At 44.6% G+C, this 24,977-nt stretch carries 25 protein-coding genes and 2 tRNA genes; all 27 read left to right on the top strand.

All coding sequences use genetic code 11. The annotated features are described in order from the left end of the window. Nucleotides 1-256: 256 nt before the first annotated feature. The 27 genes from AOT13_RS02775 (at nt 257) to lysS (ending at nt 24,842) form a co-directional block, all read left to right on the top strand. Nucleotides 257-1,846, top strand: a complete 1,590-nt coding sequence (locus tag AOT13_RS02775) for a putative polysaccharide biosynthesis protein (RefSeq protein WP_003247453.1) — start codon at nt 257-259, stop codon at nt 1,844-1,846. Continuing rightward, nucleotides 1,846-3,309, top strand: a complete 1,464-nt coding sequence (gene yabN, locus AOT13_RS02770) for a bifunctional methyltransferase/pyrophosphohydrolase YabN (RefSeq protein ID WP_003247455.1) — start codon at nt 1,846-1,848, stop codon at nt 3,307-3,309. Before AOT13_RS02775 ends, yabN begins: the two co-directional genes overlap by 1 nt. Before the next feature lie 14 nt (nt 3,310-3,323). After that, nucleotides 3,324-3,596 carry an RNA-binding S4 domain-containing protein gene (locus tag AOT13_RS02765; RefSeq protein ID WP_003247457.1) on the top strand — a complete coding sequence of 91 codons (273 nt, stop codon included), beginning with the start codon at nt 3,324-3,326 and terminating at the stop codon, nt 3,594-3,596. Between the two features lie 114 nt (nt 3,597-3,710). Continuing rightward, entirely contained in the window at nt 3,711-4,016 is a 306-nt protein-coding gene (gene yabP / locus AOT13_RS02760; protein WP_003247459.1) for a sporulation protein YabP, read from the top strand. After that, the gene (gene yabQ / locus AOT13_RS02755; protein WP_013876098.1) at nt 4,013-4,624 is read left to right on the top strand and encodes a spore cortex biosynthesis protein YabQ; all 612 of its coding nucleotides are present in this window, start codon (nt 4,013-4,015) and stop codon (nt 4,622-4,624) included. The genes yabP and yabQ overlap by 4 nt, the downstream gene beginning before the upstream one ends. An 18-nt stretch (nt 4,625-4,642) precedes the next feature. Then, nucleotides 4,643-5,050 carry an FtsB family cell division protein gene (locus tag AOT13_RS02750; RefSeq protein ID WP_013399813.1) on the top strand — a complete coding sequence of 136 codons (408 nt, stop codon included), beginning with the start codon at nt 4,643-4,645 and terminating at the stop codon, nt 5,048-5,050. A gap of 78 nt (nt 5,051-5,128) precedes the next feature. Next, nucleotides 5,129-5,527, top strand: a complete 399-nt coding sequence (locus AOT13_RS02745) for a S1 domain-containing RNA-binding protein (protein ID WP_003247463.1) — start codon at nt 5,129-5,131, stop codon at nt 5,525-5,527. 390 nt (nt 5,528-5,917) lie between these two features. Next, a tRNA-Met gene (locus tag AOT13_RS02740) sits at nt 5,918-5,991 on the top strand. Between the two features lie 9 nt (nt 5,992-6,000). Then, nucleotides 6,001-6,072 (top strand) — tRNA-Glu (locus AOT13_RS02735). Nucleotides 6,073-6,253: 181 nt separating this feature from the next. Further along, nucleotides 6,254-8,731 carry a stage II sporulation protein E gene (gene spoIIE, locus AOT13_RS02730; protein WP_042385702.1) on the top strand — a complete coding sequence of 826 codons (2,478 nt, stop codon included), beginning with the start codon at nt 6,254-6,256 and terminating at the stop codon, nt 8,729-8,731. Nucleotides 8,732-8,793: 62 nt separating this feature from the next. Continuing rightward, nucleotides 8,794-9,528 (top strand): VWA domain-containing protein, encoded by a 735-nt coding sequence (locus AOT13_RS02725; protein WP_003247467.1) that lies wholly within the window; start codon nt 8,794-8,796, stop codon nt 9,526-9,528. Beyond that, nucleotides 9,497-10,474 carry a protein kinase domain-containing protein gene (locus AOT13_RS02720; protein ID WP_013876100.1) on the top strand — a complete coding sequence of 326 codons (978 nt, stop codon included), beginning with the start codon at nt 9,497-9,499 and terminating at the stop codon, nt 10,472-10,474. Before AOT13_RS02725 ends, AOT13_RS02720 begins: the two co-directional genes overlap by 32 nt. A gap of 119 nt (nt 10,475-10,593) precedes the next feature. After that, the gene (gene tilS, locus AOT13_RS02715) at nt 10,594-11,982 is read left to right on the top strand and encodes a tRNA lysidine(34) synthetase TilS (RefSeq protein ID WP_013399816.1); all 1,389 of its coding nucleotides are present in this window, start codon (nt 10,594-10,596) and stop codon (nt 11,980-11,982) included. 19 nt (nt 11,983-12,001) lie between these two features. Continuing rightward, on the top strand, nt 12,002-12,547 hold the full coding sequence (gene hpt, locus AOT13_RS02710) for a hypoxanthine phosphoribosyltransferase (protein WP_003247471.1): 546 nt from the start codon (nt 12,002-12,004) through the stop codon (nt 12,545-12,547). Nucleotides 12,548-12,642: 95 nt separating this feature from the next. After that, the gene (gene ftsH, locus AOT13_RS02705; RefSeq protein ID WP_003247472.1) at nt 12,643-14,547 is read left to right on the top strand and encodes an ATP-dependent zinc metalloprotease FtsH; all 1,905 of its coding nucleotides are present in this window, start codon (nt 12,643-12,645) and stop codon (nt 14,545-14,547) included. Nucleotides 14,548-14,642: 95 nt separating this feature from the next. Next, nucleotides 14,643-15,416: a type III pantothenate kinase gene (locus AOT13_RS02700; RefSeq protein WP_003247473.1), complete on the top strand. Its 774-nt coding sequence runs from the start codon at nt 14,643-14,645 to the stop codon at nt 15,414-15,416. A 17-nt stretch (nt 15,417-15,433) separates the two neighbouring features. Then, on the top strand, nt 15,434-16,324 hold the full coding sequence (hslO, locus tag AOT13_RS02695; RefSeq protein ID WP_013399817.1) for an Hsp33 family molecular chaperone HslO: 891 nt from the start codon (nt 15,434-15,436) through the stop codon (nt 16,322-16,324). 95 nt (nt 16,325-16,419) lie between these two features. Next, nucleotides 16,420-17,346, top strand: coding sequence for a cysteine synthase A (gene cysK / locus AOT13_RS02690; protein WP_003247476.1), 927 nt, complete (start codon nt 16,420-16,422; stop codon nt 17,344-17,346). 117 nt (nt 17,347-17,463) lie between these two features. Next, a complete protein-coding gene (gene trpE / locus AOT13_RS02685) occupies nt 17,464-18,879 on the top strand; it encodes an anthranilate synthase component I (RefSeq protein WP_013399818.1) in 1,416 nt (471 codons plus the stop codon). A gap of 11 nt (nt 18,880-18,890) precedes the next feature. After that, nucleotides 18,891-19,469, top strand: a complete 579-nt coding sequence (pabA, locus tag AOT13_RS02680) for an aminodeoxychorismate/anthranilate synthase component II (protein ID WP_013399819.1) — start codon at nt 18,891-18,893, stop codon at nt 19,467-19,469. A 4-nt stretch (nt 19,470-19,473) separates the two neighbouring features. Further along, nucleotides 19,474-20,343, top strand: a complete 870-nt coding sequence (gene pabC / locus AOT13_RS02675) for an aminodeoxychorismate lyase (RefSeq protein ID WP_003247481.1) — start codon at nt 19,474-19,476, stop codon at nt 20,341-20,343. 3 nt (nt 20,344-20,346) lie between these two features. Then, nucleotides 20,347-21,201, top strand: coding sequence for a dihydropteroate synthase (gene folP / locus AOT13_RS02670; RefSeq protein ID WP_003247484.1), 855 nt, complete (start codon nt 20,347-20,349; stop codon nt 21,199-21,201). Next, nucleotides 21,173-21,553, top strand: a complete 381-nt coding sequence (gene folB / locus AOT13_RS02665; RefSeq protein ID WP_003247485.1) for a dihydroneopterin aldolase — start codon at nt 21,173-21,175, stop codon at nt 21,551-21,553. Before folP ends, folB begins: the two co-directional genes overlap by 29 nt. Continuing rightward, nucleotides 21,554-22,081 carry a 2-amino-4-hydroxy-6-hydroxymethyldihydropteridine diphosphokinase gene (gene folK / locus AOT13_RS02660; protein WP_013399820.1) on the top strand — a complete coding sequence of 176 codons (528 nt, stop codon included), beginning with the start codon at nt 21,554-21,556 and terminating at the stop codon, nt 22,079-22,081. Continuing rightward, on the top strand, nt 22,033-22,251 hold the full coding sequence (locus AOT13_RS02655; protein WP_003247490.1) for a helix-turn-helix domain-containing protein: 219 nt from the start codon (nt 22,033-22,035) through the stop codon (nt 22,249-22,251). The genes folK and AOT13_RS02655 overlap by 49 nt, the downstream gene beginning before the upstream one ends. A 16-nt stretch (nt 22,252-22,267) precedes the next feature. Next, nucleotides 22,268-23,269 carry a tRNA dihydrouridine synthase DusB gene (dusB, locus tag AOT13_RS02650; protein WP_013399821.1) on the top strand — a complete coding sequence of 334 codons (1,002 nt, stop codon included), beginning with the start codon at nt 22,268-22,270 and terminating at the stop codon, nt 23,267-23,269. A gap of 88 nt (nt 23,270-23,357) precedes the next feature. Next, the gene (gene lysS, locus AOT13_RS02645; protein WP_003247493.1) at nt 23,358-24,842 is read left to right on the top strand and encodes a lysine--tRNA ligase; all 1,485 of its coding nucleotides are present in this window, start codon (nt 23,358-23,360) and stop codon (nt 24,840-24,842) included. Nucleotides 24,843-24,977 lie beyond the last annotated feature (135 nt).

Raw genomic sequence — 24,977 nt, 5'->3', positions numbered from 1 at the left:
TTTCTTTTGCGCTATAATAGCAATGTTGTTCGTTTAGCGTATCAATGTCGCATCGTTGGTGTTGCCGCGGTTGTTTGTTGCAAGATTCGAAAACTTCGCCAATGACTGGCGTATGGATAGGCATAAGCAACACTTCGGAAAGCGAGTGGCAAAAGTCGCAACGTGGGGCTTGAAAATTCCGCATCTTGCGGAATAATAAGTTTGTGCCCTATTTTTTCGATTATTGTCGCAGTATAAGCGCGGAAGGAGAAACATGATGAGATCGCCGGAAGAAAAGATATGGAAAGGTGCGGTCATCTTAACCATTGCTGCTTTTGTGACGAAACTATTAAGCGCTTTTTATCGCGTTCCATATCAGAATATCGTTGGGGATGTCGGCTTTTATATTTATCAACAAGTGTATCCGATTTACGGCATTGTGATGTCATTAGCGCTATACGGCTATCCGATCGTCATTTCGAAGCTTGTGGCAGAACGTGTTGCTGACCGCGATCAACAAGGCGTGGCTTCCGTTTTGTTAGCATCGCTTTTGTTCTTATGTTTGTTCGGTTTACTTCTTTTTTCCGTTCTTTATATCGGTGCGCAACAAGTCGCGATATGGATGGGAGACGCGGAGCTCGCTCCGCTCGTCCGCCTTCTCTCTTTTTCGTTTTTGCTATTCCCGTTTATCGCTTTGTTGCGCGGCTATTTTCAAGGGAAGAACAACATGCTCCCGACTGCTGTTTCTCAAGTCGGGGAGCAGCTCGTTCGCGTGATAACGATTATTTTGTTATCGTATTTGTTTATCAAAGGCGGACGCACTGTGTATGACGCCGGAGCGGCGGCGGTGTTTGGTTCGCTCGCCGGAGGATTGACTGCGCTTCTTTTATTGACTGCGTATTGGCTGAGGAGGGCTAATCGGGGAAAAATATATATCACATGGAAAAGCGGGGAAGCTAAGCGCATTATTTCTTATTTGCTCATCGAAGGATTCATTATTTGTGTAACAAATATGGTGTTAACGCTCACGCAATTGGTAGACTCGTTTTCGGTATTGCCGTTGCTTGTCGAAAGCGGCAAAGAAAGCTTTGAACAAGCAAGGATATGGAAGGGGATTTACGATCGCGGACAACCTCTTATCCAGCTTGGCACAGTAGTTGCGACTTCGTTTTCGCTCGCGCTTGTTCCGCTCATTTCCGGAGCGAAAAAACGCGAAGACGGACAATTTATTCGCGAAAAAACGGATTTATCGTTACGTATCGCCACCGTCATCGGATTAGGCGCTTCATTAGGATTGATATGTCTCATCCGTCCTGTGAACGTGATGTTATTTGAAAATGATCTCGGGTCACTTTCACTGGCAATTTTGGCTGCCTCGATTTTCTTTACGACATTGGCGTTAACGCTTTCGGCGCTATTGCAAGGAATGGGACAGGAATGGACAGCGGTGGCGGGGGTGTGTATAGCAGTAGCAGGAAAAGCCGTCTGTAATTGGCTGTTGATCCCTTCATTCGGGACGGCCGGTGCGGCCGCTGCTACGACGTTGTCTTATGCGGCGATGTCATGTTTTTTGTATGTCATGCTTCGACGGAAGCTGCATGTCCGCTTTCCGAAGAAAACGTATTGGTATCCTGTGATAAAAGCAGCTGCAACGATGGTCGCGGTGTTGCAGTTATACACGCTGCTTGCGGAAACGTTGGGCTCCGGCCGCCTGTTCGCGGCCGGTGAAGCGGTGGCCGGGGTGCTGCTTGGCGGTGTGACGTATATTATAATAATCCTAAAAGGAAATGTATTCTCGCAACAAGAATTAACATTTTTCCCATTTGGCGATAAACTATGTTTATTATGGAAAACAGGTGATCGATGATGAATACGATTTATGTTTTCGGTTTAGGCGCTGGCGATATTGAACAATTGCCATTAGGCGTGTATCGGAAGCTGAAAACCGCTTCTCCGCTTTTTTTGCGAACGAAAGAACATCCGGTTGTCCATGCCCTGCAAGCGGAGGGAGTTTCCTTTACGTCATTTGATGCCATTTACGAGAAACATGAACGGTTTGAAGACGTATACGAAGAAATGGCGGCTATTTTACTGGAACAGGCGCAAAAAAACGATGTATTTTACGCCGTTCCCGGCCATCCGCTTGTAGCGGAAAAGACCGTGCAGCTTTTGCTGGAAGCGGAACGGCGCAAGCAATGCCGCGTCGTCATTGAGGGAGGCCAAAGCTTTTTAGATGCTTTGTTTACGACGTTAAAGATTGACCCGATCGAAGGGTTTCAGCTTATTGACGCCACCTCGTTTCAAGGGGATGAATGGCAATTAACAAATCATACGATTTTTTGCCAAGTGTATGATTCGTTTATTGCCTCTGAAGTGAAATTGACATTAATGGAACAGCTTCCGGACGACTATCCTGTCTATATTGTAACGGCGGCGGGAAGCAAAGAGGAGAAAGTGATGGAAGTTCCATTATACGAACTTGACCGTGCCACGGTATTAAACAATTTAACAAGCGTATATGTTCCGCCTGTTCGCGAGGAAACGATGCTTTATCACCGTTTTGAAACGCTGCGGCGTGTGATTGCGACATTGCGGGGGCCGAACGGCTGCCCGTGGGATCGCAAACAAACGCATGAATCGCTCAAACGGTATTTGCTTGAAGAAACATATGAACTGTTTGAAGCGATCGATGAAAACGACGATGAACATATGGTTGAGGAACTTGGCGACGTGCTTTTGCAAGTCATGCTTCATGCGCAAATTGGCGAAGATGAAGGAATGTTTTCCATTGATGATGTCATCCGCGGAATTACCGAAAAAATGATTCGCCGCCATCCGCATGTATTCGGTGACGTCACTGTTGAAAATGCAGAACAGGTTGTAGAAAATTGGCAGCGGATAAAAGAAAAAGAAAAGCAAGACCGCGCTGATTCCTTGCTTGATGATGTACCGAAAAGTTTGCCAAATATTTTAAAAGCGTACGAATTCCAAAAAAAGGCGGCAAAAGTAGGTTTCGATTGGGACGATGTCAAGCCAATGTGGGAAAAAGTAGAAGAAGAAATGGCTGAATTTAAACGGGAGGCACTAGGAGAAAAAACGGTTCGTTCTCGTCTCATTAGTGAATTTGGCGATATTTTATTTGCGCTTATCAATGTTGCCCGCTATTACGGCATCAATCCAGAGGAAGCGCTGCATGCAACGAACCAAAAATTTTACCGGCGCTTTTCCTATATCGAAGAACAGGCGCGGAAAAACGGCGTAGCGCTTACGTCACTGTCGCTTGCAGAGTTAGACCGTTTTTGGGAAGAAGCAAAAGAAAAAGGATGGTAAAGGAGAGGGCATATATGCGTTTAGATAAATTTTTAAAAGTTTCTCGTCTGATTAAACGCCGCACATTAGCGAAAGAAGTAGCAGACCAAGGGCGTATTACGATTAACGGCGCTGTTGCGAAAGCAAGCTCAACAGTGAGAGTGGGCGATGAATTAACGATTCAATTTGGGCAGAAGAAGCTGACGGTGAAAGTGACTGATTTGAAGGAAACCACAAAAAAAGAGGAAGCGGCGAATTTATATGAAGTGATTCGGGAAGAACGGATCGACGCTGGAACGGAGGAATAGCGCCCGCTTCCGTTTGTGCGCAAGGCTTGTTCTAAAATTTCCCCCGCATTCATACATATGATACAAATGCGGATAGGAAAAACTAGATTTCAATATGAATTGCGGGGGATGAACATGAGCCAACATTATGATTTTGGAGGCAACACAAACAAAGGTCCTGTCCAAGAACATGATGTCATTATGCGGGGGAGAAGGCTTCTTGACATTACGGGAGTCAAACAAGTGGAAAGCTTTGATAATGAGGAATTTTTGCTGGAAACAGTGATGGGCTTTTTGTCGATCCGCGGGCAAAATTTGCAAATGAAAAACTTAGACGTGGATAAAGGGGTCGTTTCCATTAAAGGGAGAATTTTTGACCTTGTGTATTTAGATGACCATCAGGAGAAGGCTAAAGGATTCTTTAGCAAGTTGTTCAAATGAGTGTGACAACGCAGCTGGCGACAATGCTGGCGATGATTGGGATGGGCAGCTGGCTTGGTGCCGCGCTGGATACGTATAATCGCTTTTTACAGCGGCAGAACCGCAAGCATTGGGTCGTGTTTATCAATGACGTTTTGTTTTGGATTGTGCAAGGACTTATCATTTTTTACGTTTTGCTGCTCGTCAATGAAGGCGAGCTGCGCTTTTACATTTTTTTAGCGGTTTTATGCGGATATGCCGCTTATCAAAGTTTGTTTCGTATGATATATTTAAGGGTGCTCGAATGGGTGATTTCGCTCGCGGTGCGGCTGTACCGCTTTTTCATCCGCTTATGCTATTACTTGATTGTTCGGCCGGTTCAGCTGCTTTTGCAAACATTACTCATGCTTTCGCTTTTTATATGGAATGTGTTTCTCTTTGTTCTTCGCATTTTGTACCAATGTGTTAAGATATTGTTTGCTCCGGTCCGCTGGATCGGTTTTATGGTTTGGCGAAGAATTCCGCAAAATTGGAAAGAGACGCTGAAAAATTTTTTCCGCTATTTAGCAGGAATTATCCGCCCGGTGAAGAATATGATTGTCAAATGGGTGCTAAAATGGCGAAAATAAGGGTGGAGGTGTGAAAAGATGAACGTACCGCATAGAACCAATGTAACAAAGCTGCAATCTTCATACATATCCGCTCAGGAAGAAAAGAGGACGAAAGCGTCAAAAAGACGGAAGATCGCTATCGTTCGCTTTGCATTTTTTGGCATTTTATTAGCGGCGTTATCTTCGATATTTTTTTATACCCTCCACTCGCAATCGCAAGACATTGAAGCAAAATTAGCGGATAAAAAGCGGATGGAACAGCAGTTAGACAAGCTCGAAAAGCAGCAAAAACAGCTGGAAGAAGAAATAAAAAAATTGCATGATGACGAATATATCGCCGAATTGGCAAGGAAAAAATATTATTTGTCAAAGGAAGGAGAAATTATTTTTGTTGTCCCCGAAAAGAACTCGCCCCCTTATGATGCCGGTAAATTTGGGCATTGACCTTATTGACACTTGTTTTTTCCGTTCGTTATAATAAAGGAAATAATTTTGAAGTTTTTAAGGAGGAGCACTTTTTTTATGTCAATTGAAGTAGGCAGCAAGTTACAAGGCAAAGTAACGGGGATTACAAAATTCGGAGCGTTTGTGGAGCTGCCAGAAGGTGTAACTGGGCTAGTTCATATTAGTGAGGTAGCGGATAATTACGTGAAGGATATTAACGATCATCTGAAAGTTGGCGATGTCGTTCACGTCAAAGTGATTAATGTCGAGAAAGACGGGAGAATAGGTCTATCCATAAAAAAAGCAAAAGACACGCAGCCTTCGCAGCGCTCACGGTATAAGGCTAACGACCGAGCCGCAAAAGACAGTTTGGAACAAAAAATCAGCCGTTTTCTCAAAGAAAGCGAAGACCGGCTGGCTTCCCTCAGACGTCATATGGAATCGAAACGGGGAGGTCGTGGTGCAAGACGTGGGTAACTTGCTGCTGAATGAATGTCGCGATGGATAAAAAGCGTCTATCTTCATGATAGATGCTTTTTCTTATTTTCGGCGGCTATATCGGAAGATGGTTGGAATGAAGTTCCCGATTGGTGAAAAAAGAAATAACATAAAGAGGATTGGATTTCCGAAAATCTAAGTTCGCTGGACGGAAAGCGGAATTTTGTGCAATAACTATATTTTTGGCCGCTTTTTTCGGATGAAAGCGCCATGTCCGCGCTGCTGGCGATGAGCGGCGGGACAAATGAGGCAGCCAGTCAGGCTGCCGCGATCCTATTTGGTGCGCGTTTTCGCCGGGGCGGATAGATAATAGAGAAAAACTATTGACAATTATATGTTTAATCATTATCATAGATGATGTTGTTGCGTGGCGGCGTAGCTCAGCTGGCTAGAGCGTACGGTTCATACCCGTGAGGTCGGGGGTTCGATTCCCTCCGCCGCTATCAAAAAACGGCCCGTTGGTCAAGTGGTTAAGACACCGCCCTTTCACGGCGGTAACACGGGTTCGAATCCCGTACGGGTCACTAAAACGAGGATGTTTCGATAAGAAACATCCTCGTTTTTTTTGTACATGTTTGCGGGCTTATGGCATGTCATCAAGAAATACGTCGAACGGTTTTTTTGATCGCTTTTCTTTTTTTGACAAATTTTTGACAATGAACACTATATAATAGGGGCACAAGAAAAGCAAAGGAGTGGGTCGGAATGGAAAGAGTAGAAAGAAGATGGATGAATCGAATTTCGGAAATGTCTATTAATGAGACGCAAGCGGTGTTGTCGCGATGGGTGCGCCACGTGAAATTGCGAATCGGGCACTTATTTATTCACAAAGGGTTTCTTCTTTTTATTATTGGTTTTTTGCTTGGACGAGCCCTTATTTTATCCAAGCTAACTCCGTTTGCTTTGCCGTTCTTTGCCGCTGTTTACATGTTGCGCCGCGATAAGGCGGCATTAGCATTTGTTGCGTTGCTTGCGGGTTCGCTTACCCTGTCATTGACGACAACGTTATTTATTTTTATCGGCATCTTCAGTTTTCTTATTGTCAACGCCTTTTTGCGAAAGTTTTTTAGTGAATCGATCAAAATCGTGCCTTTGATCATATTTTGTTTATCATTTTTCGCAAAATTGGCAATTCTGCGTTATTTTTTGAAAAACGAGACGTTATATGAAGCGGTGATGGCGTTTGTCGAAGCAGGGCTCGCATTTGTACTGACCCTTATTTTTATCCAAAGTATTCCGCTGCTGGCAGTTCGTAAACATAAACAAGCGCTGCGCGCGGAAGAAATTATTTCACTTATTATTTTAATTGCGTCCATGTTGACGGGGATGATCGGTTGGACGTTTTATGGACTTTCACTTGAACATGTGATGTCTCGCTATCTCGTGTTAATTTTTGCGCTCGTGGCGGGGGCGACGATTGGCCCTACCGTCGGAGTGGTGACAGGGCTTATTTTAAGTTTGGCGAACGTCGGTAATTTGTACGAAATGAGCTTGTTGGCGTTTGCCGGCCTTTTAGGAGGTTTGCTTAAGGAAGGAAAGAAAGCCGGCGCCTCTTTCGGGCTGCTTGTCGCGACATTGCTGATCGGTTTATATGGAAATGGTAAGGCGGAAATTGTCCCGACGGTGATGGAGTCGTGCTTGGCGATTATTTTATTTATATGTACACCTCGTTCATTAACGGAAACAATCGCAAAACATATCCCCGGTACTGTAGAATATGCCAATGAACAGCAGCAATATGCCAGAAAAATTCGCGATGTGACGGCACAGCGCGTTTCGCAATTTTCCCACGTGTTTCAGGCGCTGGCCAATAGCTTTTCGACAGACAGCTTCACTTCTTCGGAAGATTACAATGAGCGGGAGATTGATTATTTTTTAAGCGACATTGCGGGAAAAACGTGCCAAACTTGCTTTAAAAAAGAGCAATGCTGGTCCGCCCATTTTGATACAACATATGAATATATGAAGAAAATAATGCTAGAAGCGGATGCGGGAAAATTAGAACATAACCGCAAACTATTGCGGGAATGGGACCGCCATTGCGTAAAAGCGAACAAAGTAGTCGGCATGATTGAAAAAGATGTAACACTTTATCGGGCAAATCGCAAAGTGCGCAAACAAATGAATGAAAGCAGAAAGATGGTTGCCGAACAACTGTTAGGTGTCTCACAGGTGATGGAAGATTTTGCAAAGGAAATTCAGCGTGAACGCGAAAATCATTATTTACAGGAGGAACAAATTTTTCACGCCTTGCAGGAGTTTGGGATTGAAATCGGCCATATTGACATTTACAGCTTGGAAAAAGGAAATATCGATATTGAGATGAGCGTTCCATATTGCGAAGGCCGCGGCGAATGTGAAAAATTGATTGCGCCAATGCTGTCGGATATTTTAGGAGAAACGATCGTGGTAAAACGGGAAGAATGCGCTGTTTACCCGAACGGCTATTGCCGGGTGGCATTCGGTTCGGCGAGAGCGTTCGTCGTCGAAACGGGCGTGGCGTTTGCGGCGAAAGGAGGCGGGCTTGTTTCAGGGGATAGCTATTCAATGATTGAACTTGGAACAGGAAAGTATGCGATTGCGATCAGCGATGGAATGGGAAACGGAGAACGCGCACACCACGAAAGCAATGAGACGCTGCGTCTTTTGCAAAAGATTTTGCAGACAGGGATGGATGAATCGATCGCCATAAAATCCGTCAATTCCATTTTATCATTGCGGACGACGGAAGATATGTTTTCCACGCTAGATTTAGCCATGATTGATTTGCAAAACGCCGTAACAAAATTTTTAAAAATCGGCTCCGCGCCGAGCTTTATCAAACGCGGCGATAAAGTCATGAAAATCGAGGCGAGCAATTTGCCGATCGGAATCATTAAAGAAGTGGAATTTGAGATTGTCAGTGAACAATTAAAGGCGGGCGATTTGCTTATTATGATGAGCGACGGGGTGTTCGAAGGGCCGCCGCACGTGGAAAATCATGATCTATGGATGAAGCGGAAAATTAAAGAATTGAAAACGAACGACCCGCAGGCAGTGGCGGATTTAATCATGGAGGAAGTAATCCGAAGCCGTTCCGGGAGAATTGAAGACGACATGACGGTAGTCGTTGCGAAAATCAATCATAATACGCCAAAATGGGCGACGATTCCAGCCTATATGTATACAAAAAAAGCGCAATAATGTATAAAATCCCTCCCCTCCGGCGATGCTTGTAATACATTAGCTGAGGAGGGGATGAAAACATGAGCAGAGGAACGTTGCGGCAAATTTTGCTGATTACAGACGGGTGTTCCAATCATGGCGAAGATCCGATTGCGATGGCTGCTTTGGCGAAAGAGCAAGGGATTACGGTGAATGTAATCGGTGTTCTCGACCAAGATACGATTGATGAAAGCGGGTTGCGTGAAATTGAAGGGATCGCTTTATCGGGAGGTGGGATTAGCCAAGTCGTTTATGCCAAACAATTGTCTCAAACGGTGCAAATGGTGACGAGAAAAGCGATGACGCAAACGCTTCAAGGTGTCGTGAATAAAGAATTGAAGCAAATATTAGGATCGGATGTGTCGCTGGAAAATTTACCCCCGGAAAAACGAGGCGAGGTGATGGAAGTCGTCGACGAGCTTGGGGAAACAGTGGAATTAGAAGTTTTAATATTAATAGATACGAGCGGAAGTATGAAAACGAAACTGCCGACGGTAAAAGAAGCGTTGCTTGATTTGTCTCTCAGCCTTAATGCGCGCATCGGCGATAATCGTTTTGCCGTATTTGTATTCCCGGGAAAACGGGGAAATGTCGAAAAGATTGTAGATTGGACGCCGGAAATAGAGGAGCTTTCCACCGTTTTCCCAAAATTGACATCGGGAGGTTTGACGCCGACTGGGCCAGCCTTGCGCGAAGCACTAACGTATTTTGAAAGAAAGCGCTCATTAAGGAGTCTGATTCGCGATGATGAATCATACTTTGAAGGGTCTATGTAACCTTCCGGCAGGGACGGTCATTACTGGAAAGTGGCACCATCAGTCGTATAAACTGCTAAAACCGCTTGGACATGGAGCGAATGGGGCCGTTTATTTGGCGGAAAGCGCGAAGGGAATTGTCGCGTTGAAATTGAGCGACAATAGCGAAGCAGTGACATCGGAAGTCAATGTATTACGTCGGTTTTCCAAGGTCCAGGGAGTTGCCCTTGGACCTTCTTTGCTAGATGTCGATGACTGGGCGGCTCCTTTGATGAAGAAACATATTTCTTTTTACGTGATGGAATATATAAGAGGGGAAGATTTTTCCACATTTATTCGCAAACACGGAAAAGAATGGGTGGCCATTCTGTTGTTGCAACTTTTATCTGTGCTCGACAAACTTCATCAAGAAGGATGGGTGTTCGGTGATTTGAAGCCGGAAAATTTGCTAATCACAGGCCCGCCGCCGACGGTCCGTCTTCTTGACGTGGGAGGGACAACTTTACAAGGAAGAGCGGTTAAAGAGTTTACCGAACTTTATGATCGCGGCTACTGGGGGTTAGGATCACGGAAAGCAGAACCTTCGTATGATTTGTTTGCTGTGGCGATCATCATGATCCAGTCTTGCTGCCCGATCAAGTTAGAACGAAAGGGAGATGGGCGACGGCAGCTAATTTCCATCATTCAGGCAGATGTTATGTTGCGGAAATATCAGACGGTATTAATGAAGGCGATTGACGGGAAGTATAAAAGAGCTTCCGAAATGAAGCAAGACTTGTTGGCCGCGATTGGTCGCCCTGATCATTCCCATTCCAAGCAGCGGGCCTCCCAAAAAACAGTTCAGAAATCACGGCGAAGCAAACAAAGAAAACGCGGAAAAGCGAGAGGGGTGTTGGAAACGGCGCTGATCATTGCCGTACTTTTATGCGCTTACGCGGTGTATGTATATCATCAAGTGCTTCCTTGACAAATTTTTGTCGCGATAGCGCTTATTTATTGATAAAATATGGGCGGGATTTTTGAGAAAATATCGCAATAATGGTACGATGAAAATAAGAATTACGCGATAAAAGAGGGTTTCTCCGAATGATTGCGGAAGTTTGCGAATTTATCAAAAAACATGAACTGCTCACACCGGATTCGACGGTCATTGTTGGGGTGTCGGGAGGTCCAGATTCGCTGGCGTTATTGCATTTTTTTTGGTCGATCCGGCAAAAATGGAATATCACGTTGATCGCCGCTCATGTCGACCATATGTTTCGCGGAAAACAGTCGGAAGAAGACATGAATTTTGTGAAACATTTTTGCCAAACGCGCGGTATTATATGTGAGGCGGCGCAAATTGATGTTCCCGCATTCCAGCGTCAGCACAAATTAGGTGTGCAGGAAGCGGCGCGCCAATGCCGTTACCGTTTTTTCGGCGAGCTGATGGAAAAGTATAAAGCGGATTATTTAGCTTTAGGCCACCATGGCGATGACCAGGTCGAAACGATTTTAATGCGGCTTGTGCGCGGCAGCACAAGCAAGGGTTATGCCGGCATTCCGGTAAAGCGTCCGTTTCATGGAGGATATATTATCCGCCCATTTTTGGCGATCAGCCGCGCCCATATTGATGCGTATTGCGAAAAACATCAAATCACGCCGCGCCACGACGCTAGTAATGATAAAGATGATTATACGAGAAATCGGTTTCGCCATCATGTCATTCCGTTTTTGAAAAAGGAAAACCCGCGTCTCCACGAGCGTTTTCAATCGTATAGCGAAATGGCGATAGAAGATGAGTTGTTTTTAGAGGAATTAGCGGAAGACGCGATAAAGAAGGTAATAAAAAAACAAGAGGATGCGATTGCATTAAAGATTAAGCCGTTTCAGGCGATGCCGAAGCCTTTACAAAGAAGAGGGATTCAACTAATATTGAACTATCTTTATAAAGAAATCCCTTCTTCCCTTTCTTCTGTACATATCCATAATTTGTTGGCGTTTTTGAGTCGCAGCCATCCTTCCGGAAGGTTAGACTTGCCGCACGGTTTGAAAGTCGTCCGTTCTTATGACTGTTGCTTGCTAACATTTCGAAAAGAAAAAGAAGACGTGAGTTATGCATTCAAACTGGATATTCCAGCTGTATTGCCCCTCCCAAACAATCACGTAATCATTAGTGAAAATTGGGAACACTATCCGAAAGAACTGAGAGGAAATGATGTATTCATTATTGATCCAGAAGCAGTTCGTTTCCCGCTGCGGGTGCGAACACGCCGCGCTGGCGACCGAATGACGTTGAAAGGGACAAAAGGGACAAAGAAAATTAAGGAAATTTTCATCGAAGCGAAAATCCCTTTATCCGAAAGAGAACGCTGGCCCATCGTTGAAGATGGGGAAGGAAATATTTTATGGGTTCCAAAGTTGAAAAAATCAAATTTTGAAGCAACAGATGTTACAAAAGCGCACTATATTGTATTACACTATAAAGAGCAATGAACAGCTAGGAGGAAAAAAGATGGGGATGAAAGATGACATTCAAAAAATATTAATTACCGAACAACAAATTCAGGAAAAAGTAAAGGAATTAGGCAAACTGTTGACAGAAGAATATGAAGGGCGTTTTCCGTTGGCGGTCGGCGTTTTAAAAGGAGCAATGCCGTTTATGGCGGATTTGTTAAAGCATATCGATACATATTTGGAAATGGATTTTATGGATGTATCGAGTTATGGGAATGCCACAGTGTCATCCGGCGAAGTGAAAATTTTAAAGGATTTAAATACGTCTGTGGAAGGGCGCGACATTTTAATTATTGAGGATATCATCGACAGCGGCTTAACGTTAAGTTATTTGGTCGATTTATTCCGCTACCGAAAAGCTAACTCCATTAAAATCGTTACATTATTAGATAAACCTTCTGGGCGTAAAGCAAACATTCAGGCAGATTATACCGGGTTTATTGTTCCTGACGAGTTTGTCGTCGGTTATGGGTTAGACTATTGCGAAAAATACCGCAATCTTCCTTATATCGGAGTGTTGAAACCAGAAGTGTACAATAAATAAATTTGCTTTTCAAGCTGCTAACGAATTGTTTGTATTTATACAATTTTCTATGATACTATTGATTATAGTGTGTTTCATATGGGAGGAGGCAAGAAATGAATCGGATCTTCCGAAATACAATATTTTATTTATTGATTTTTCTCGTCGTCATCGGTGTGGTTAGCTTCTTCAATGGAAGCAATCAACGGACGGAGCCGATGACATACGATGCGTTTATAACTCATTTGGAAAATGGTGATGTGAAATCATTTTCCATGAAGCCGGAGCGCGGCGTATATGAAATAAGAGGGCAGCTCAAATCGTACAGCGAGGATCAATACTTTTCCACTTATGTCATGAACAGCGATACGGTGTTGAACCGCATTGATGCCGCAGCGCAGCGGACGAGAGTGGAAGTAATGCCAGCGGATGAGACGAGCGGATGGGTTACCTTTTTCACCTCGATCATCCCGTTTGTGATTATTTTAATCTTGTTTTTCTTCTTGTTGAACCAAGCGCAAGGCGGCGGCAGCCGGGTAATGAACTTTGGGAAAAGCCGGGCGAAATTATACACGGACGACAAACGAAAAGTTCGTTTCCGTGATGTTGCCGGTGCTGATGAAGAAAAACAAGAGCTTGTCGAAATTGTTGAGTTTTTAAAAGATCCGCGGAAGTTTGTTGAGCTTGGTGCCCGCATTCCAAAAGGAGTGCTTCTTGTCGGGCCTCCTGGGACGGGGAAAACGTTGCTCGCGCGCGCGGTTGCTGGAGAAGCTGGCGTGCCGTTTTTCTCCATCAGCGGTTCGGACTTTGTGGAAATGTTCGTTGGTGTCGGTGCATCGCGTGTGCGCGACTTGTTTGAAACGGCGAAAAAGAACGCGCCTTGTATCATATTTATTGACGAAATTGACGCGGTTGGCCGGCAACGCGGCGCAGGTCTTGGCGGCGGACATGATGAACGCGAGCAAACGCTCAACCAATTGCTTGTCGAGATGGATGGTTTCAGCGGCAATGAAGGAATTATCATTATCGCTGCGACAAACCGCCCAGATATTTTAGACCCAGCGTTGTTGCGTCCGGGCCGTTTTGACCGGCAAATTACGGTAGACCGTCCGGATGTGAAAGGCCGTGAAGCGGTATTGCGCGTTCATGCCCGCAATAAGCCGCTTGATGAGTCCGTTGATTTAAAAACGATTGCGATGCGTACACCGGGCTTTTCCGGGGCGGATTTGGAAAACTTGCTGAACGAGGCGGCGCTCGTTGCGGCTCGACGGAATAAAAAGAAAATTGACATGAGCGACATTGATGAGGCGACAGACCGCGTCATTGCCGGGCCGGCAAAGAAAAGCCGCGTCATTTCGGAAAAAGAGCGGCGCATTGTGGCGTACCATGAAGCAGGGCATACCGTCATTGGCATGGTGCTCGATGACGCGGAAATGGTGCACAAAGTGACGATCGTTCCGCGTGGCCAAGCGGGGGGCTATGCGGTGATGCTTCCGAAAGAAGATCGTTATTTTATGACAAAGCCGGAACTAATGGACAAAATTACTGGCCTATTAGGCGGGCGCGTCGCGGAAGAAATTGTCTTTAATGAAGTGAGCACAGGCGCGCATAACGATTTTCAACGTGCAACGAACATTGCTCGCCGCATGGTTACCGAGTTTGGGATGAGCGAGAAGCTTGGTCCGTTGCAATTCGGGCAGCCGAGCGGGCAAGTCTTTTTAGGCCGCGACTTGCACAATGAGCAAAATTACAGCGATAAAATCGCGTATGAAATCGATTTGGAAATTCAACGGATTATTAAAGAATGTTATGAAAAAGCGAAAAACATTTTAACACAATATAGAGACAAACTGGAGTTAATCGCCACTACGCTTCTTGAAGTGGAAACATTGGATGCGGAACAAATTAAACATTTATTCGAACACGGCACATTGCCAAACCGCGATGCAAGCAATGGCAATAACGATAATGGCGATCAGGACAGTGATGTCAAAATAAATATTCAAAAGAAAGATGAGTGAGATGTCTCTTTAAAGGGGCATCTTTTTTTATCAGATAAGCGACAAGATATGATATGATGAAGAAAGTAACATATGGTGAAAAGTGGGGATGAATGATGATTTTTGTCTTAGACGTCGGCAATACCAATACGGTGTTGGGGGTATATGATGGAGATGAATTAAAACATCATTGGCGCATCGAAACGAGCCGCGGCAAAACGGAAGATGAATACGGCATGTTGATCAAGGCGTTATTGAACCATGTCGGACTTCAGTTTTCCGATATTGATGGCATTATTATTTCTTCGGTTGTGCCGCCGATTATGTTTGCGCTTGAGCGAATGTGCTTAAAATATTTCCATATTAAGCCGATTATCGTCGGCCCAGGAATTAAAACAGGCCTCGACATTAAATATGACAACCCGCGGGAAGTAGGCGCGGACCGCATCGTCAACGCGGTTGCCGGCATTCACTTATATGGCAGCCCCCTTATCATTGTCGATTTTGGCACGGCGACAACGTATTGTTATATTAACGAACATAAACAATATATGGGAGGGGCGATTGCTCCGGGAATTATGATTTCAACGGAGGCGCTGTTTGCACGAGCCGCGAAATTGCCGCGCATTGAAATCGCCCGACCGGATGATATTATCGGGAAAAATACCGTCAGCGCGATGCAAGCTGGAATTTTATACGGATACGTCGGGCAGGTGGAAGGCATTGTCGCGCGGATGAAAGCAAAAAGCCCTGTTCCGCCAAAAGTGATAGCGACAGGAGGATTGGCTTCTTTAATTGCCAGCGAATCCGATGTTATCGATATTGTCGATCCATTTTTGACGTTAACGGGCTTGAAAATTTTATATGAGAAAAACGTTGATAAAAAATAATGAAAGGTTGAGTTAGTATGTCAGACTACTTAGTAAAGGCTTTAGCTTATGATGGACAAGTAAGAGCGTATGCTGCTCGAACAACAGATACAGTAAGCGAGGCGCAGCGCCGCCATCAAACATGGCCGACTGCTTCCGCGGCGCTTGGCCGGGCTATTACGGCGGGAGTCATGATGGGAGCCATGTTAAAGGGTGATGATAAATTAACGATTAAAATTGATGGCGGCGGTCCGATTGGCACCATCCTCGTCGACAGCAATGCGAAGGGAGAGGTGCGTGGGTACGTAACAAATCCACACGTCCACTTTGATTTAAACGAACATGGGAAATTGGACGTCGCCAAAGCGGTAGGCACAAACGGCATGTTAACGGTCGTAAAAGATTTAGGGCTGCGCGATTTTTTCACAGGGCAAGTGCCGATTGTCTCAGGAGAACTTGGTGAAGATTTTACGTATTATTTTGCTTCTTCTGAGCAAGTTCCATCTTCTGTCGGCGTCGGTGTGCTTGTCAATCCCGATAACACGATCTTGGCGGCGGGAGGCTTTATCATCCAGCTGATGCCGGGAACGGAAGAGAAGACAATTGATGAGATTGAAAAACGCTTGCGGACTATTCCACCTGTCTCGAAAATGGTAGAGAGTGGATTGACGCCAGAAGAGATTTTGGAAGAGTTGCTTGGAAAAGGAAATGTCAAAGTGCTAGAAACAATTCCAGTCGCGTTTGTTTGCCGCTGTTCGCGGGAGCGAATTGCGGATGCGTTGATCAGTTTAGGCGCGCAGGAAATTCAAGACATTATCGACAAAGAAGGGTATGCTGAAGCGTCATGCCATTTCTGCAATGAAACGTACCATTTCAGCAAAGAGGAACTCCAGCAGCTGAAACAGCTTGCTGATGCGAAAGAAGAATAAAAAGTTAAAAAAAATCAAAATGATTGACAATTAAGCCAATAATTGATACATTGGAGACAAATTCGATAAAATTAATCGGGATTAGGGGTGGAAACATGGCAAGAACAGTAAACTCCGTAACAGAATTGATCGGTGATACGCCGGCGGTGAAATTAAACCGCATTGTCGATGAAGACAGTGCCGATGTTTATCTTAAGCTTGAATTTATGAACCCGGGAAGCAGCGTCAAAGACCGGATTGCCTTGGCGATGATTGAAGCGGCGGAAAAAGAGGGAAAAATAAAGCCTGGCGACACGATTGTTGAGCCGACAAGCGGAAATACAGGAATTGGACTGGCCATGGTCGCAGCGGCAAAAGGATATAAAGCAATTTTAGTCATGCCGGATACGATGAGTTTAGAGCGCCGCAATTTATTGCGCGCATACGGCGCCGAATTAGTGCTAACACCGGGAAGCCAAGGGATGCGCGGCGCGATTGCCAAAGCAGAAGAATTGGTGAAAGAGCATGGTTATTTTATGCCGCAGCAATTTAAAAACGAGGCAAACCCGGAAATCCACCGGTTAACGACAGGAAAAGAAATTGTTGAGCAAATGGGCGACCAATTGGACGCATTTATTGCCGGCGTTGGTACTGGCGGAACGATTACTGGTGCGGGACAAGTCCTTCGCGAAAAATATCCAAACATTAAAATTTATGCGGTAGAGCCTGCTGATTCACCGGTATTATCGGGCGGAAAACCAGGTCCTCATAAAATTCAAGGAATCGGTGCCGGATTTGTGCCGGATATTTTAGATACAAGCATTTATGATGGAGTCATTACCGTTACGACAGAAGAAGCGTTCGCCGCCGCCCGCCGCGCTGCCCGCGAAGAAGGCATTCTTGGCGGAATTTCCTCTGGCGCCGCTATTCATGCTGCATTAAAAATCGCTAAACAGCTTGGCAAAGGGAAAAAAGTGTTGGCGATCATCCCAAGTAACGGTGAACGCTACTTAAGCACTCCGCTTTACCAATTCGATGAATAATCATGCGATTTCGACAGGGAGAAGGTCCCTGTCGAAATTTATTTTTGTAATGATATGTTTTGCGACTCATTGTACAATAAGAATATGCAATGGCTAAATAAAGGGAGTGATATCGCTGTGCGGAAATGGGGAAATAGAAAGAGGCGAACGCTTCCTTACTCGAACCGTGATTGGTTTCGGCAATATAAGGCACTTGCTGCTCATGAGCCGTACCATGTTTTGCTAGAAAGCGGTCAAGGCGGACGCTACAGCATTATCGGTTTAACTCCTGCGGGTGTCATTCAAGCGAAAGAAAATCAGCTCTTTATTTCTTATCACGGTGAAACGAAGTGGTATGAAGGGAATCCGCTATTATCGCTCAAGCAATGGTTCGCGCAATTTCCGCTTCACTTTTCCAAAAGTGAATTGCCTTTTCAAGGCGGGGCGATTGGCTATATCAGCTATGATTGTGCAAGATATATTGAAAAAATCCCTTCATATGCACAAGACGATTTGCAGCTTCCATCGATGTACTTTCTGATTTTTGATGACGTATTCGTGTACGATCACCAAAAGCAGTTGCTCCATATGATTGTTCATTACGCGGACGGCGAAGAACTGGAAGCGGAACGGCGCCTTTCTTTTTATGAGTCACGTTGGTTAGAAGCGGAGCAATGCGAAGGCGAATGGATGTTTCAAAAACAAGACGCCAATCCATCGGTGTCGATGACAAAAGCGGATTTTGTCGAAGCGGTCCAAAAAGTTCAGCAATATATTGCCCAAGGCGACGTGTTTCAAGTGAATTTATCCGTGCGGCAATCGAAGCCGCTGTTGACACATCCATTTCATATTTATGAGCAGCTGCGCGTCATTAATCCGTCTCCATACATGGCGTACATCCACTTTCCGGAATTTCAAATTGTCAGCGGATCGCCTGAATTGCTTGTCAAAAAACGGGGGGATGACATTAGCACAAGGCCGATTGCCGGAACGCGCTCACGCGGAAAGACGGAGGAAGAAGACAAATGGCTGGCAACCAAGCTGCTTTCTAGCGAAAAAGAAATAGCGGAACATGCGATGCTCGTCGATTTAGAGCGCAATGATCTGGGGCGTGTATGCCAATATGGCACGGTAAAAGTAGATGAATGGATGACCATCGAACGTTATTCCCACGTTATGCATATCGTGTCCCATGTGTCAGGAAAATTAAAGCAAGGAAAAGATGCGTTTGATGTCATACAGGCGATGTTTCCTGGCGGCACGATTACCGGAGCTCCAAAAGTGCGGACAATGGAGATTATCGAAGAGCTTGAGCCGGTGCGGCGCGGCATATATACCGGTTCCATCGGATGGATTAGTTTTGATGGAGATATGGAATTTAACATTGCGATTCGCACGATGATTGCCAAAGATGGAATCGCACATGTGCAAGCGGGAGCCGGGATTGTCATTGATTCCCATCCTGAACATGAATATCGCGAATGTTTGAAAAAGGCGGCGGCCCTTTGGAAAGCAAAAGAGCTGAGCGAAGCGGAGAAATCATTAAGAGTATGAGGTGAGACAAGGTGATTTTGATGATTGATAATTACGATTCGTTTACATACAATTTAGTTCAATATTTAGGGGTATTAGGCGAAGAATTAGTTGTAAAACGAAATGATGAAATTACGGTGAAGGAAATAGAGACATTAAATCCTGATTTTTTGATGATCTCCCCTGGTCCTTGCACGCCGAATGAAGCTGGCGTCAGTATAGAAGCGATCGAATATTTTGCAGGAAAAATTCCGGTTTTTGGGGTTTGCCTCGGCCACCAGGCGATTGCGCAAGCATTCGGCGGAAAAGTCGTTCGCGCTGACCGTTTAATGCACGGAAAAACATCGCAAATTTTCCATGACGGAAAAACCATTTTCACTAACATTCCTAGCCCGTTTACGGCTACTCGTTACCATTCTCTTATCGTTGAAAAAGAGACGTTGCCAGATTGCTTCGAAATTTCTGCATGGACGGAAGAAAACGAAATTATGGCGATTCGCCATAAAACATTGCCAGTCGAAGGGGTTCAGTTTCATCCGGAGTCGATTATGACAAGCCATGGAATGAAGCTGCTGGAGAACTTTATCCAAACGTATAAAAGGGTTCGGTGACCGTATGTATATATATGTCAACGGAGAAGTTGTCCATAAAGATGAAGCGCGCATTTCGCCGTTTGACCATGGTTTTTTATACGGACTTGGTGTATTTGAAACATTTCGCACGTACGACGGCCATCCGTTTTTGCTAGATGACCATTTGGAGCGGTTAAACCGCAGTTTGCGGGAGATGAATATCGCCAAGTCCTTTACTCGCCGTGAAGTGATGGAAATCCTTCATCGTCTCTTGGAAGCAAATCGATTACAAAACGCTTATGTCCGCTTAAATGTTTCAGCAGGCATCGGGGATATCGGCTTGCAAACAAGCGAGTACGACCAACCGACAGTCATTATGTACATGAAGCCGCTTTTCTCTTCTTTTTCCAGAGGCAAAATTGGCATAGTTTTAAAAACGAGACGAAACACTCCGGAGGGAAAAGAACGGCTTAAGTCTCATCATTATTTGAACAATATAATAGGCAAAAGGGAAATCGGCACTCGCCCCGACGTGGAAGGTATTTTTTTGAATGAACAAGGATATGTTGCCGAGGGGATTGTCTCTAATATTTTTTGGGTAAAAAACGGTGTGGTATACACTCCAGCGATTCACGCGGGAATTTTAAACGGAGTGACAAGACAATTTGTGATTGCGCTGTTGAACGCGCTGAAAATCGAATGCCAAGAAGGTTTTTATCCACTTGATCATCTGCAACGAGCGGACGAAATATTTGTGACCAATTCTATTCAAGAAATCGTCCCTATTTATCAAATGGACGGCCGTGCTTATCAAGGTGCCGATGGGCCGGTCACTTCATTATTGCAGAAGCATTACAAGCATTTCACATCGTTTTTATGGACAAAATACGAGTTAGCAGAAAGGATGGAATGAGCGATGGCTACAACAAGTGCAACCCCTTTTGTGCTGCGCTGCGGGGATTACGAGCTGGATTTGCGAAAAAAAACAATGGTCATGGGGATTGTCAACGTAACGCCGGATTCTTTCTCTGACGGCGGACGGTTTTATGATCTCGACCGCGCGGTGGAGCACGCAAAGCAACTTGTTGCCGATGGTGCGGACATTATTGATATTGGCGGGGAATCGACCCGGCCAGGTGCTGAGAAAGTATCGCTTGAGGAAGAGCTGCGGCGGGTAATTCCTGTGGTGAAAGCGGTCGCTCAAGAAATCAATGTCCCTATTTCCATTGATACGTATAAAGCGGAAGTCGCCAAACAAGCGATCGAAGCGGGAGCGCACATCATTAACGATGTATGGGGGGCAAAAGCAGACGAGAAAATGGCGGAAGTCGCCGCTTTTTATGATGTTCCGATTATTTTAATGCATAATCGCCATGATCTTCAGTACCGTGATTTAATTTCCGATATGATTTCTGATTTAATGGAAAGTGTCGCCATCGTAAAACGCGCAGGCGTGAAAGACGAAAACATTATTTTAGATCCGGGGATCGGATTTGCGAAAACATTGGAGCATAATCTGGAAATTATGCGCCGTTTAGATGAATTTGCCAAACTAGGATATCCGCTCTTGCTTGGCACGTCACGGAAACGGTTTATCGGCCATGTCCTTGATTTACCGGTTGATGAACGAGTCGAAGGGACAGGAGCGACCGTATGCTTGGGAATCGCAAAGGGAGCTCATATCGTCCGCGTTCACGATGTATTGCCAATTGCGCGAATGGTGAAAATGATGGATGCAATGCTTGGAAAAGGAGTGGCGAACGATCGATAAAATTTATCTTCACCGCATGGAATTTTATGGATATCACGGCGTGCTTCCAGAAGAAAACGTGCTTGGGCAGCGCTTTATTGTCGACGCTATCCTTGAGACGGATTTGCAAAAGGCTGGAAAAAGCGATCAGTTAAATGATACGATTAATTATGCAGAAGTGTACGATATTTGCCGAAATGTCGTCGAAAAACGGAGATTTTCGTTAATCGAAGCAGTGGCAGAAACGATTGCTGAGCAAATTTTATCTTCTTTTCCAACTGTTGCTCGTTGCACGATAAAAGTGACAAAGCCAAATCCGCCCATTAAGGGCCATTATGAATCTGTCGCAGTAGAAATTGTAAGGGGTCGTTAAATGGAAAATCACGCATACATCGCACTTGGTTCTAATATCGGTGATCGCTTCTTTTATTTGCGGGAAGCTGTCAAAATGTTGGATAGTCATCAACAAATTTCCGTCGCTGCTGCTTCATCTATTTATGAAACCGAACCAGTCGGCTATATCCATCAAAATAAGTTTTTAAATATGGTCGTCAAAATTTATACTTCTCTTTCTCCTTTTGCATTGCTAGATGTTACACAAAAAATCGAACAAAATTTTGGGAGAAAAAGGGAAATGCGTTGGGGGCCGCGAACGTTGGACCTTGACATTTTATTATATAATCACGAAAATATTGAAACAGAACAACTTATCATTCCTCATCCGCGTATGACAGAGCGTGCGTTTGTGATGATTCCATTGTTGGAATTAAATCGCGATATCCATATTCCGAATGTCACTCAATGTCTATTGCACCTTGTAGATCGACTACCTGACAAAGAAGGAGTTCGTGTATGGAAGCAGAAAAATGGGGAAGACGTATTCGCGCTTTTCGAAAGCTAAAAGGATATACGCAAGAAAGGCTGGCAAAAGAACTTGGCATATCTGTGTCGATTTTAGGAGAAATTGAACGAGGAAATCGTTTACCGACAGAGGAATTAGTGCAGCAAATTGCCGAGCGGTTGAATATATCTGTCGAAGAGCTTGCGCCGCATTCAGAAGCCGGGAAATAAGAAAGGAGGTAGACCGATGTTTAAAATCGGCGATGTGGAAATTAAAAACCGCGTTGTCCTTGCGCCAATGGCTGGTGTGTGCAATTCGGCATTCCGCCTTACTGTGAAAGAGTTTGGAGCAGGGCTTGTTTGCGCGGAAATGGTAAGTGATAAAGGAATTGTGTACAATAACGAAAAAACGCTGAACATGTTATATATTGATGAGCGTGAAAAACCGCTAAGTTTGCAAATTTTTGGCGGGGAGAAAGAAACGCTTGTCGAGGCGGCAAAATTTGTCGATAAACATACGAACGCTGATATCATTGATATCAATATGGGATGCCCTGTTCCAAAAGTTACAAAATGTGATGCAGGGGCAAAATGGCTTTTAGATCCTAATAAAATTTATGACGTTGTTGCCGCGATTGTAGACGCAGTCGAAAAACCGGTAACGGTAAAAATGCGAATCGGTTGGGATGAAAATCATATTTACGCAGTGGAAAATGCGCAAGCTGTAGAGCGTGCCGGCGGTAAGGCGGTAGCGGTTCACGGAAGAACGAGAGTGCAAATGTACGAAGGCAAAGCGGACTGGAATATTATTAAACAAGTTAAAGAAGCCGTCAATATCCCTGTCATTGGAAACGGGGATGTAAAGACGCCGCAAGACGCAAAACGGATGCTTGAAGAAACAGGCGTGGACGGCGTGATGATTGGGCGCGCCGCTCTCGGAAACCCGTGGATGATTTACCGGACAGTTCGTTATTTAGAAACAGGGGAATTAATTCCAGAACCGACAGTAAGAGAAAAAATTGAAGTATGCCTTTTGCATTTAGACCGCCTCATTGCGCTGAAAGGCGAGCATATCGCGGTAAAAGAAATGCGCAAGCATGCAGCATGGTATTTAAAAGGAGTGCGCGGTAACGCAAAAATCCGCAATGCGATTAATGAATGTGAAACTCGTGAACAGCTTGCCGCCCTTTTACTCAATTTTGCCGAAGAGGTAGAAAGCAAAGAACAAATGAATGCACAGGCTGTGTAAATGGGCAATAAAATGATAGCAGTTATTTGCTGCCAGCCTTCGCTGGCAGTATTTTTCATAAAAACTTTTTAAATGGAGTGAAGTTTATATGAGTCATGAAGAACTTAACGATCAATTGCGAGTCCGCAGGGAAAAATTACATAAATTAAGAGAAATGGGAATTGATCCGTTTGGCAAACGGTTTGAACGAACACATAAAGCACAAGAACTGTTTGATTTATACGGTGATTTATCAAAAGAAGAACTGGAAGAAAAACAAATAAAAGTTGCTGTTGCCGGGCGCATTATGACAAAACGGGGCAAAGGTAAAGCGGGATTCGCCCATATTCAAGACGTCACTGGCCAAATTCAAATTTACGTTCGTGAAGATGCGGTCGGCCCAGAACAATACGAGCTTTTCAAAACTTCTGATTTAGGCGATATTATCGGTGTTTGCGGAACGGTATTTAAAACAAAAGTCGGGGAGCTGTCCATTAAAGTATCCTCTTATGAATTTTTAACAAAAGCGCTGCGCCCGCTTCCGGAAAAATACCATGGGCTAAAAGACATCGAACAGCGTTACCGACAACGGTATTTAGATTTAATTATGAATCCGGACAGCAAAAATACGTTTATCACACGCAGCCGGATTATTCAATCGATGCGCCGTTACTTAGATAGCCATGGCTATTTAGAAGTCGAAACGCCGATGATGCACAACATTGCCGGAGGAGCGGCGGCTCGTCCGTTTATCACTCACCATAACGCGTTGGATATGCCGTTATATATGCGGATCGCGATCGAGCTTCATTTGAAACGTTTAATTGTCGGCGGATTAGAAAAAGTTTATGAGATAGGCCGTGTGTTCCGTAATGAAGGAGTTTCTACACGCCATAACCCAGAATTTACGATGCTTGAGCTGTACGAAGCGTACGCGGATTTCCGCGATATTATGACATTGACGGAAAACTTAATTGCCCACATCGCCCAAGAAGTGTTAGGGACGACAAAAATCCAGTATGGAGAGCATAAGGTTGATTTAACTCCTGAATGGAAACGACTTCATATGGTAGATGCGATTAAAGAATATGTGGGCGTCGATTTTTGGAAACAAATGAGCGATGAAGAAGCTAGGGAATTGGCAAAAGAGCATGGTGTGGAAATAGCCCCGCATATGACGTTTGGCCATATTGTGAATGAGTTTTTTGAGCAGAAAGTAGAGGACAAGCTTATTCAGCCAACATTTATTTATGGACATCCGGTGGAAATCTCGCCGTTAGCGAAGAAAAATCCAGACGATCCGCGCTTTACAGACCGCTTTGAATTGTTTATCGTCGGTCGTGAGCATGCAAATGCATTTACCGAATTAAATGATCCGATTGACCAGCGTGAGCGCTTTGAAGCACAGCTGAAAGAGCGGGAGCAGGGAAATGACGAAGCCCACGAGATGGACGAAGACTTCATCGAAGCGCTTGAATATGGAATGCCACCAACGGGTGGTTTGGGCATTGGTGTTGACCGACTTGTTATGCTATTGACAAATTCACCGTCTATTCGTGATGTGTTGCTATTTCCACAAATGCGTAACAAATAAAATCATGTCCCCTATGTCCGAAAGGATCATAGGGGACATAAAAATTTTTTAAATAAAGTAGTTGACTTTTATACACATAATTGTTATATTAAATTACGTCGCTTTTGAAAAAACTATTGACATCAAATATTTTAA

It is taken from the genome of Parageobacillus thermoglucosidasius (genome assembly GCF_001295365.1).
GTDB lineage: Bacteria > Bacillota > Bacilli > Bacillales > Anoxybacillaceae > Parageobacillus > Parageobacillus thermoglucosidasius.
The sequence above is the reverse complement of the archived record's forward strand: the minus strand, read 5'-3'. Positions and strand labels throughout refer to the sequence as shown.

Excerpts from the sequence above, each read along its gene's own strand:
- AOT13_RS02745 (WP_003247463.1), top strand. The coding sequence starts at position 5,129 with ATGTCAATTGAAGTAGGCAGCAAGTTACAAGGCAAAGTAACGGGGATT.
- yabN (WP_003247455.1), top strand. The coding sequence starts at position 1,846 with ATGAATACGATTTATGTTTTCGGTTTAGGCGCTGGCGATATTGAACAA.
- AOT13_RS02775 (WP_003247453.1), top strand. The coding sequence starts at position 257 with ATGAGATCGCCGGAAGAAAAGATATGGAAAGGTGCGGTCATCTTAACC.
- hslO (WP_013399817.1), top strand. The coding sequence starts at position 15,434 with ATGTCAGACTACTTAGTAAAGGCTTTAGCTTATGATGGACAAGTAAGA.
- AOT13_RS02720 (WP_013876100.1), top strand. The coding sequence starts at position 9,497 with ATGATGAATCATACTTTGAAGGGTCTATGTAACCTTCCGGCAGGGACG.
- yabP (WP_003247459.1), top strand. The coding sequence starts at position 3,711 with ATGAGCCAACATTATGATTTTGGAGGCAACACAAACAAAGGTCCTGTC.
- ftsH (WP_003247472.1), top strand. The coding sequence starts at position 12,643 with ATGAATCGGATCTTCCGAAATACAATATTTTATTTATTGATTTTTCTC.
- spoIIE (WP_042385702.1), top strand. The coding sequence starts at position 6,254 with ATGGAAAGAGTAGAAAGAAGATGGATGAATCGAATTTCGGAAATGTCT.
- folK (WP_013399820.1), top strand. The coding sequence starts at position 21,554 with ATGGAAAATCACGCATACATCGCACTTGGTTCTAATATCGGTGATCGC.
- AOT13_RS02750 (WP_013399813.1), top strand. The coding sequence starts at position 4,643 with ATGAACGTACCGCATAGAACCAATGTAACAAAGCTGCAATCTTCATAC.
- AOT13_RS02725 (WP_003247467.1), top strand. The coding sequence starts at position 8,794 with ATGAGCAGAGGAACGTTGCGGCAAATTTTGCTGATTACAGACGGGTGT.
- AOT13_RS02655 (WP_003247490.1), top strand. The coding sequence starts at position 22,033 with ATGGAAGCAGAAAAATGGGGAAGACGTATTCGCGCTTTTCGAAAGCTA.
- pabC (WP_003247481.1), top strand. The coding sequence starts at position 19,474 with ATGTATATATATGTCAACGGAGAAGTTGTCCATAAAGATGAAGCGCGC.
- cysK (WP_003247476.1), top strand. The coding sequence starts at position 16,420 with ATGGCAAGAACAGTAAACTCCGTAACAGAATTGATCGGTGATACGCCG.
- tilS (WP_013399816.1), top strand. The coding sequence starts at position 10,594 with ATGATTGCGGAAGTTTGCGAATTTATCAAAAAACATGAACTGCTCACA.
- lysS (WP_003247493.1), top strand. The coding sequence starts at position 23,358 with ATGAGTCATGAAGAACTTAACGATCAATTGCGAGTCCGCAGGGAAAAA.
- AOT13_RS02700 (WP_003247473.1), top strand. The coding sequence starts at position 14,643 with ATGATTTTTGTCTTAGACGTCGGCAATACCAATACGGTGTTGGGGGTA.
- dusB (WP_013399821.1), top strand. The coding sequence starts at position 22,268 with ATGTTTAAAATCGGCGATGTGGAAATTAAAAACCGCGTTGTCCTTGCG.
- AOT13_RS02765 (WP_003247457.1), top strand. The coding sequence starts at position 3,324 with ATGCGTTTAGATAAATTTTTAAAAGTTTCTCGTCTGATTAAACGCCGC.
- yabQ (WP_013876098.1), top strand. The coding sequence starts at position 4,013 with ATGAGTGTGACAACGCAGCTGGCGACAATGCTGGCGATGATTGGGATG.
- folP (WP_003247484.1), top strand. The coding sequence starts at position 20,347 with ATGGCTACAACAAGTGCAACCCCTTTTGTGCTGCGCTGCGGGGATTAC.
- hpt (WP_003247471.1), top strand. The coding sequence starts at position 12,002 with ATGGGGATGAAAGATGACATTCAAAAAATATTAATTACCGAACAACAA.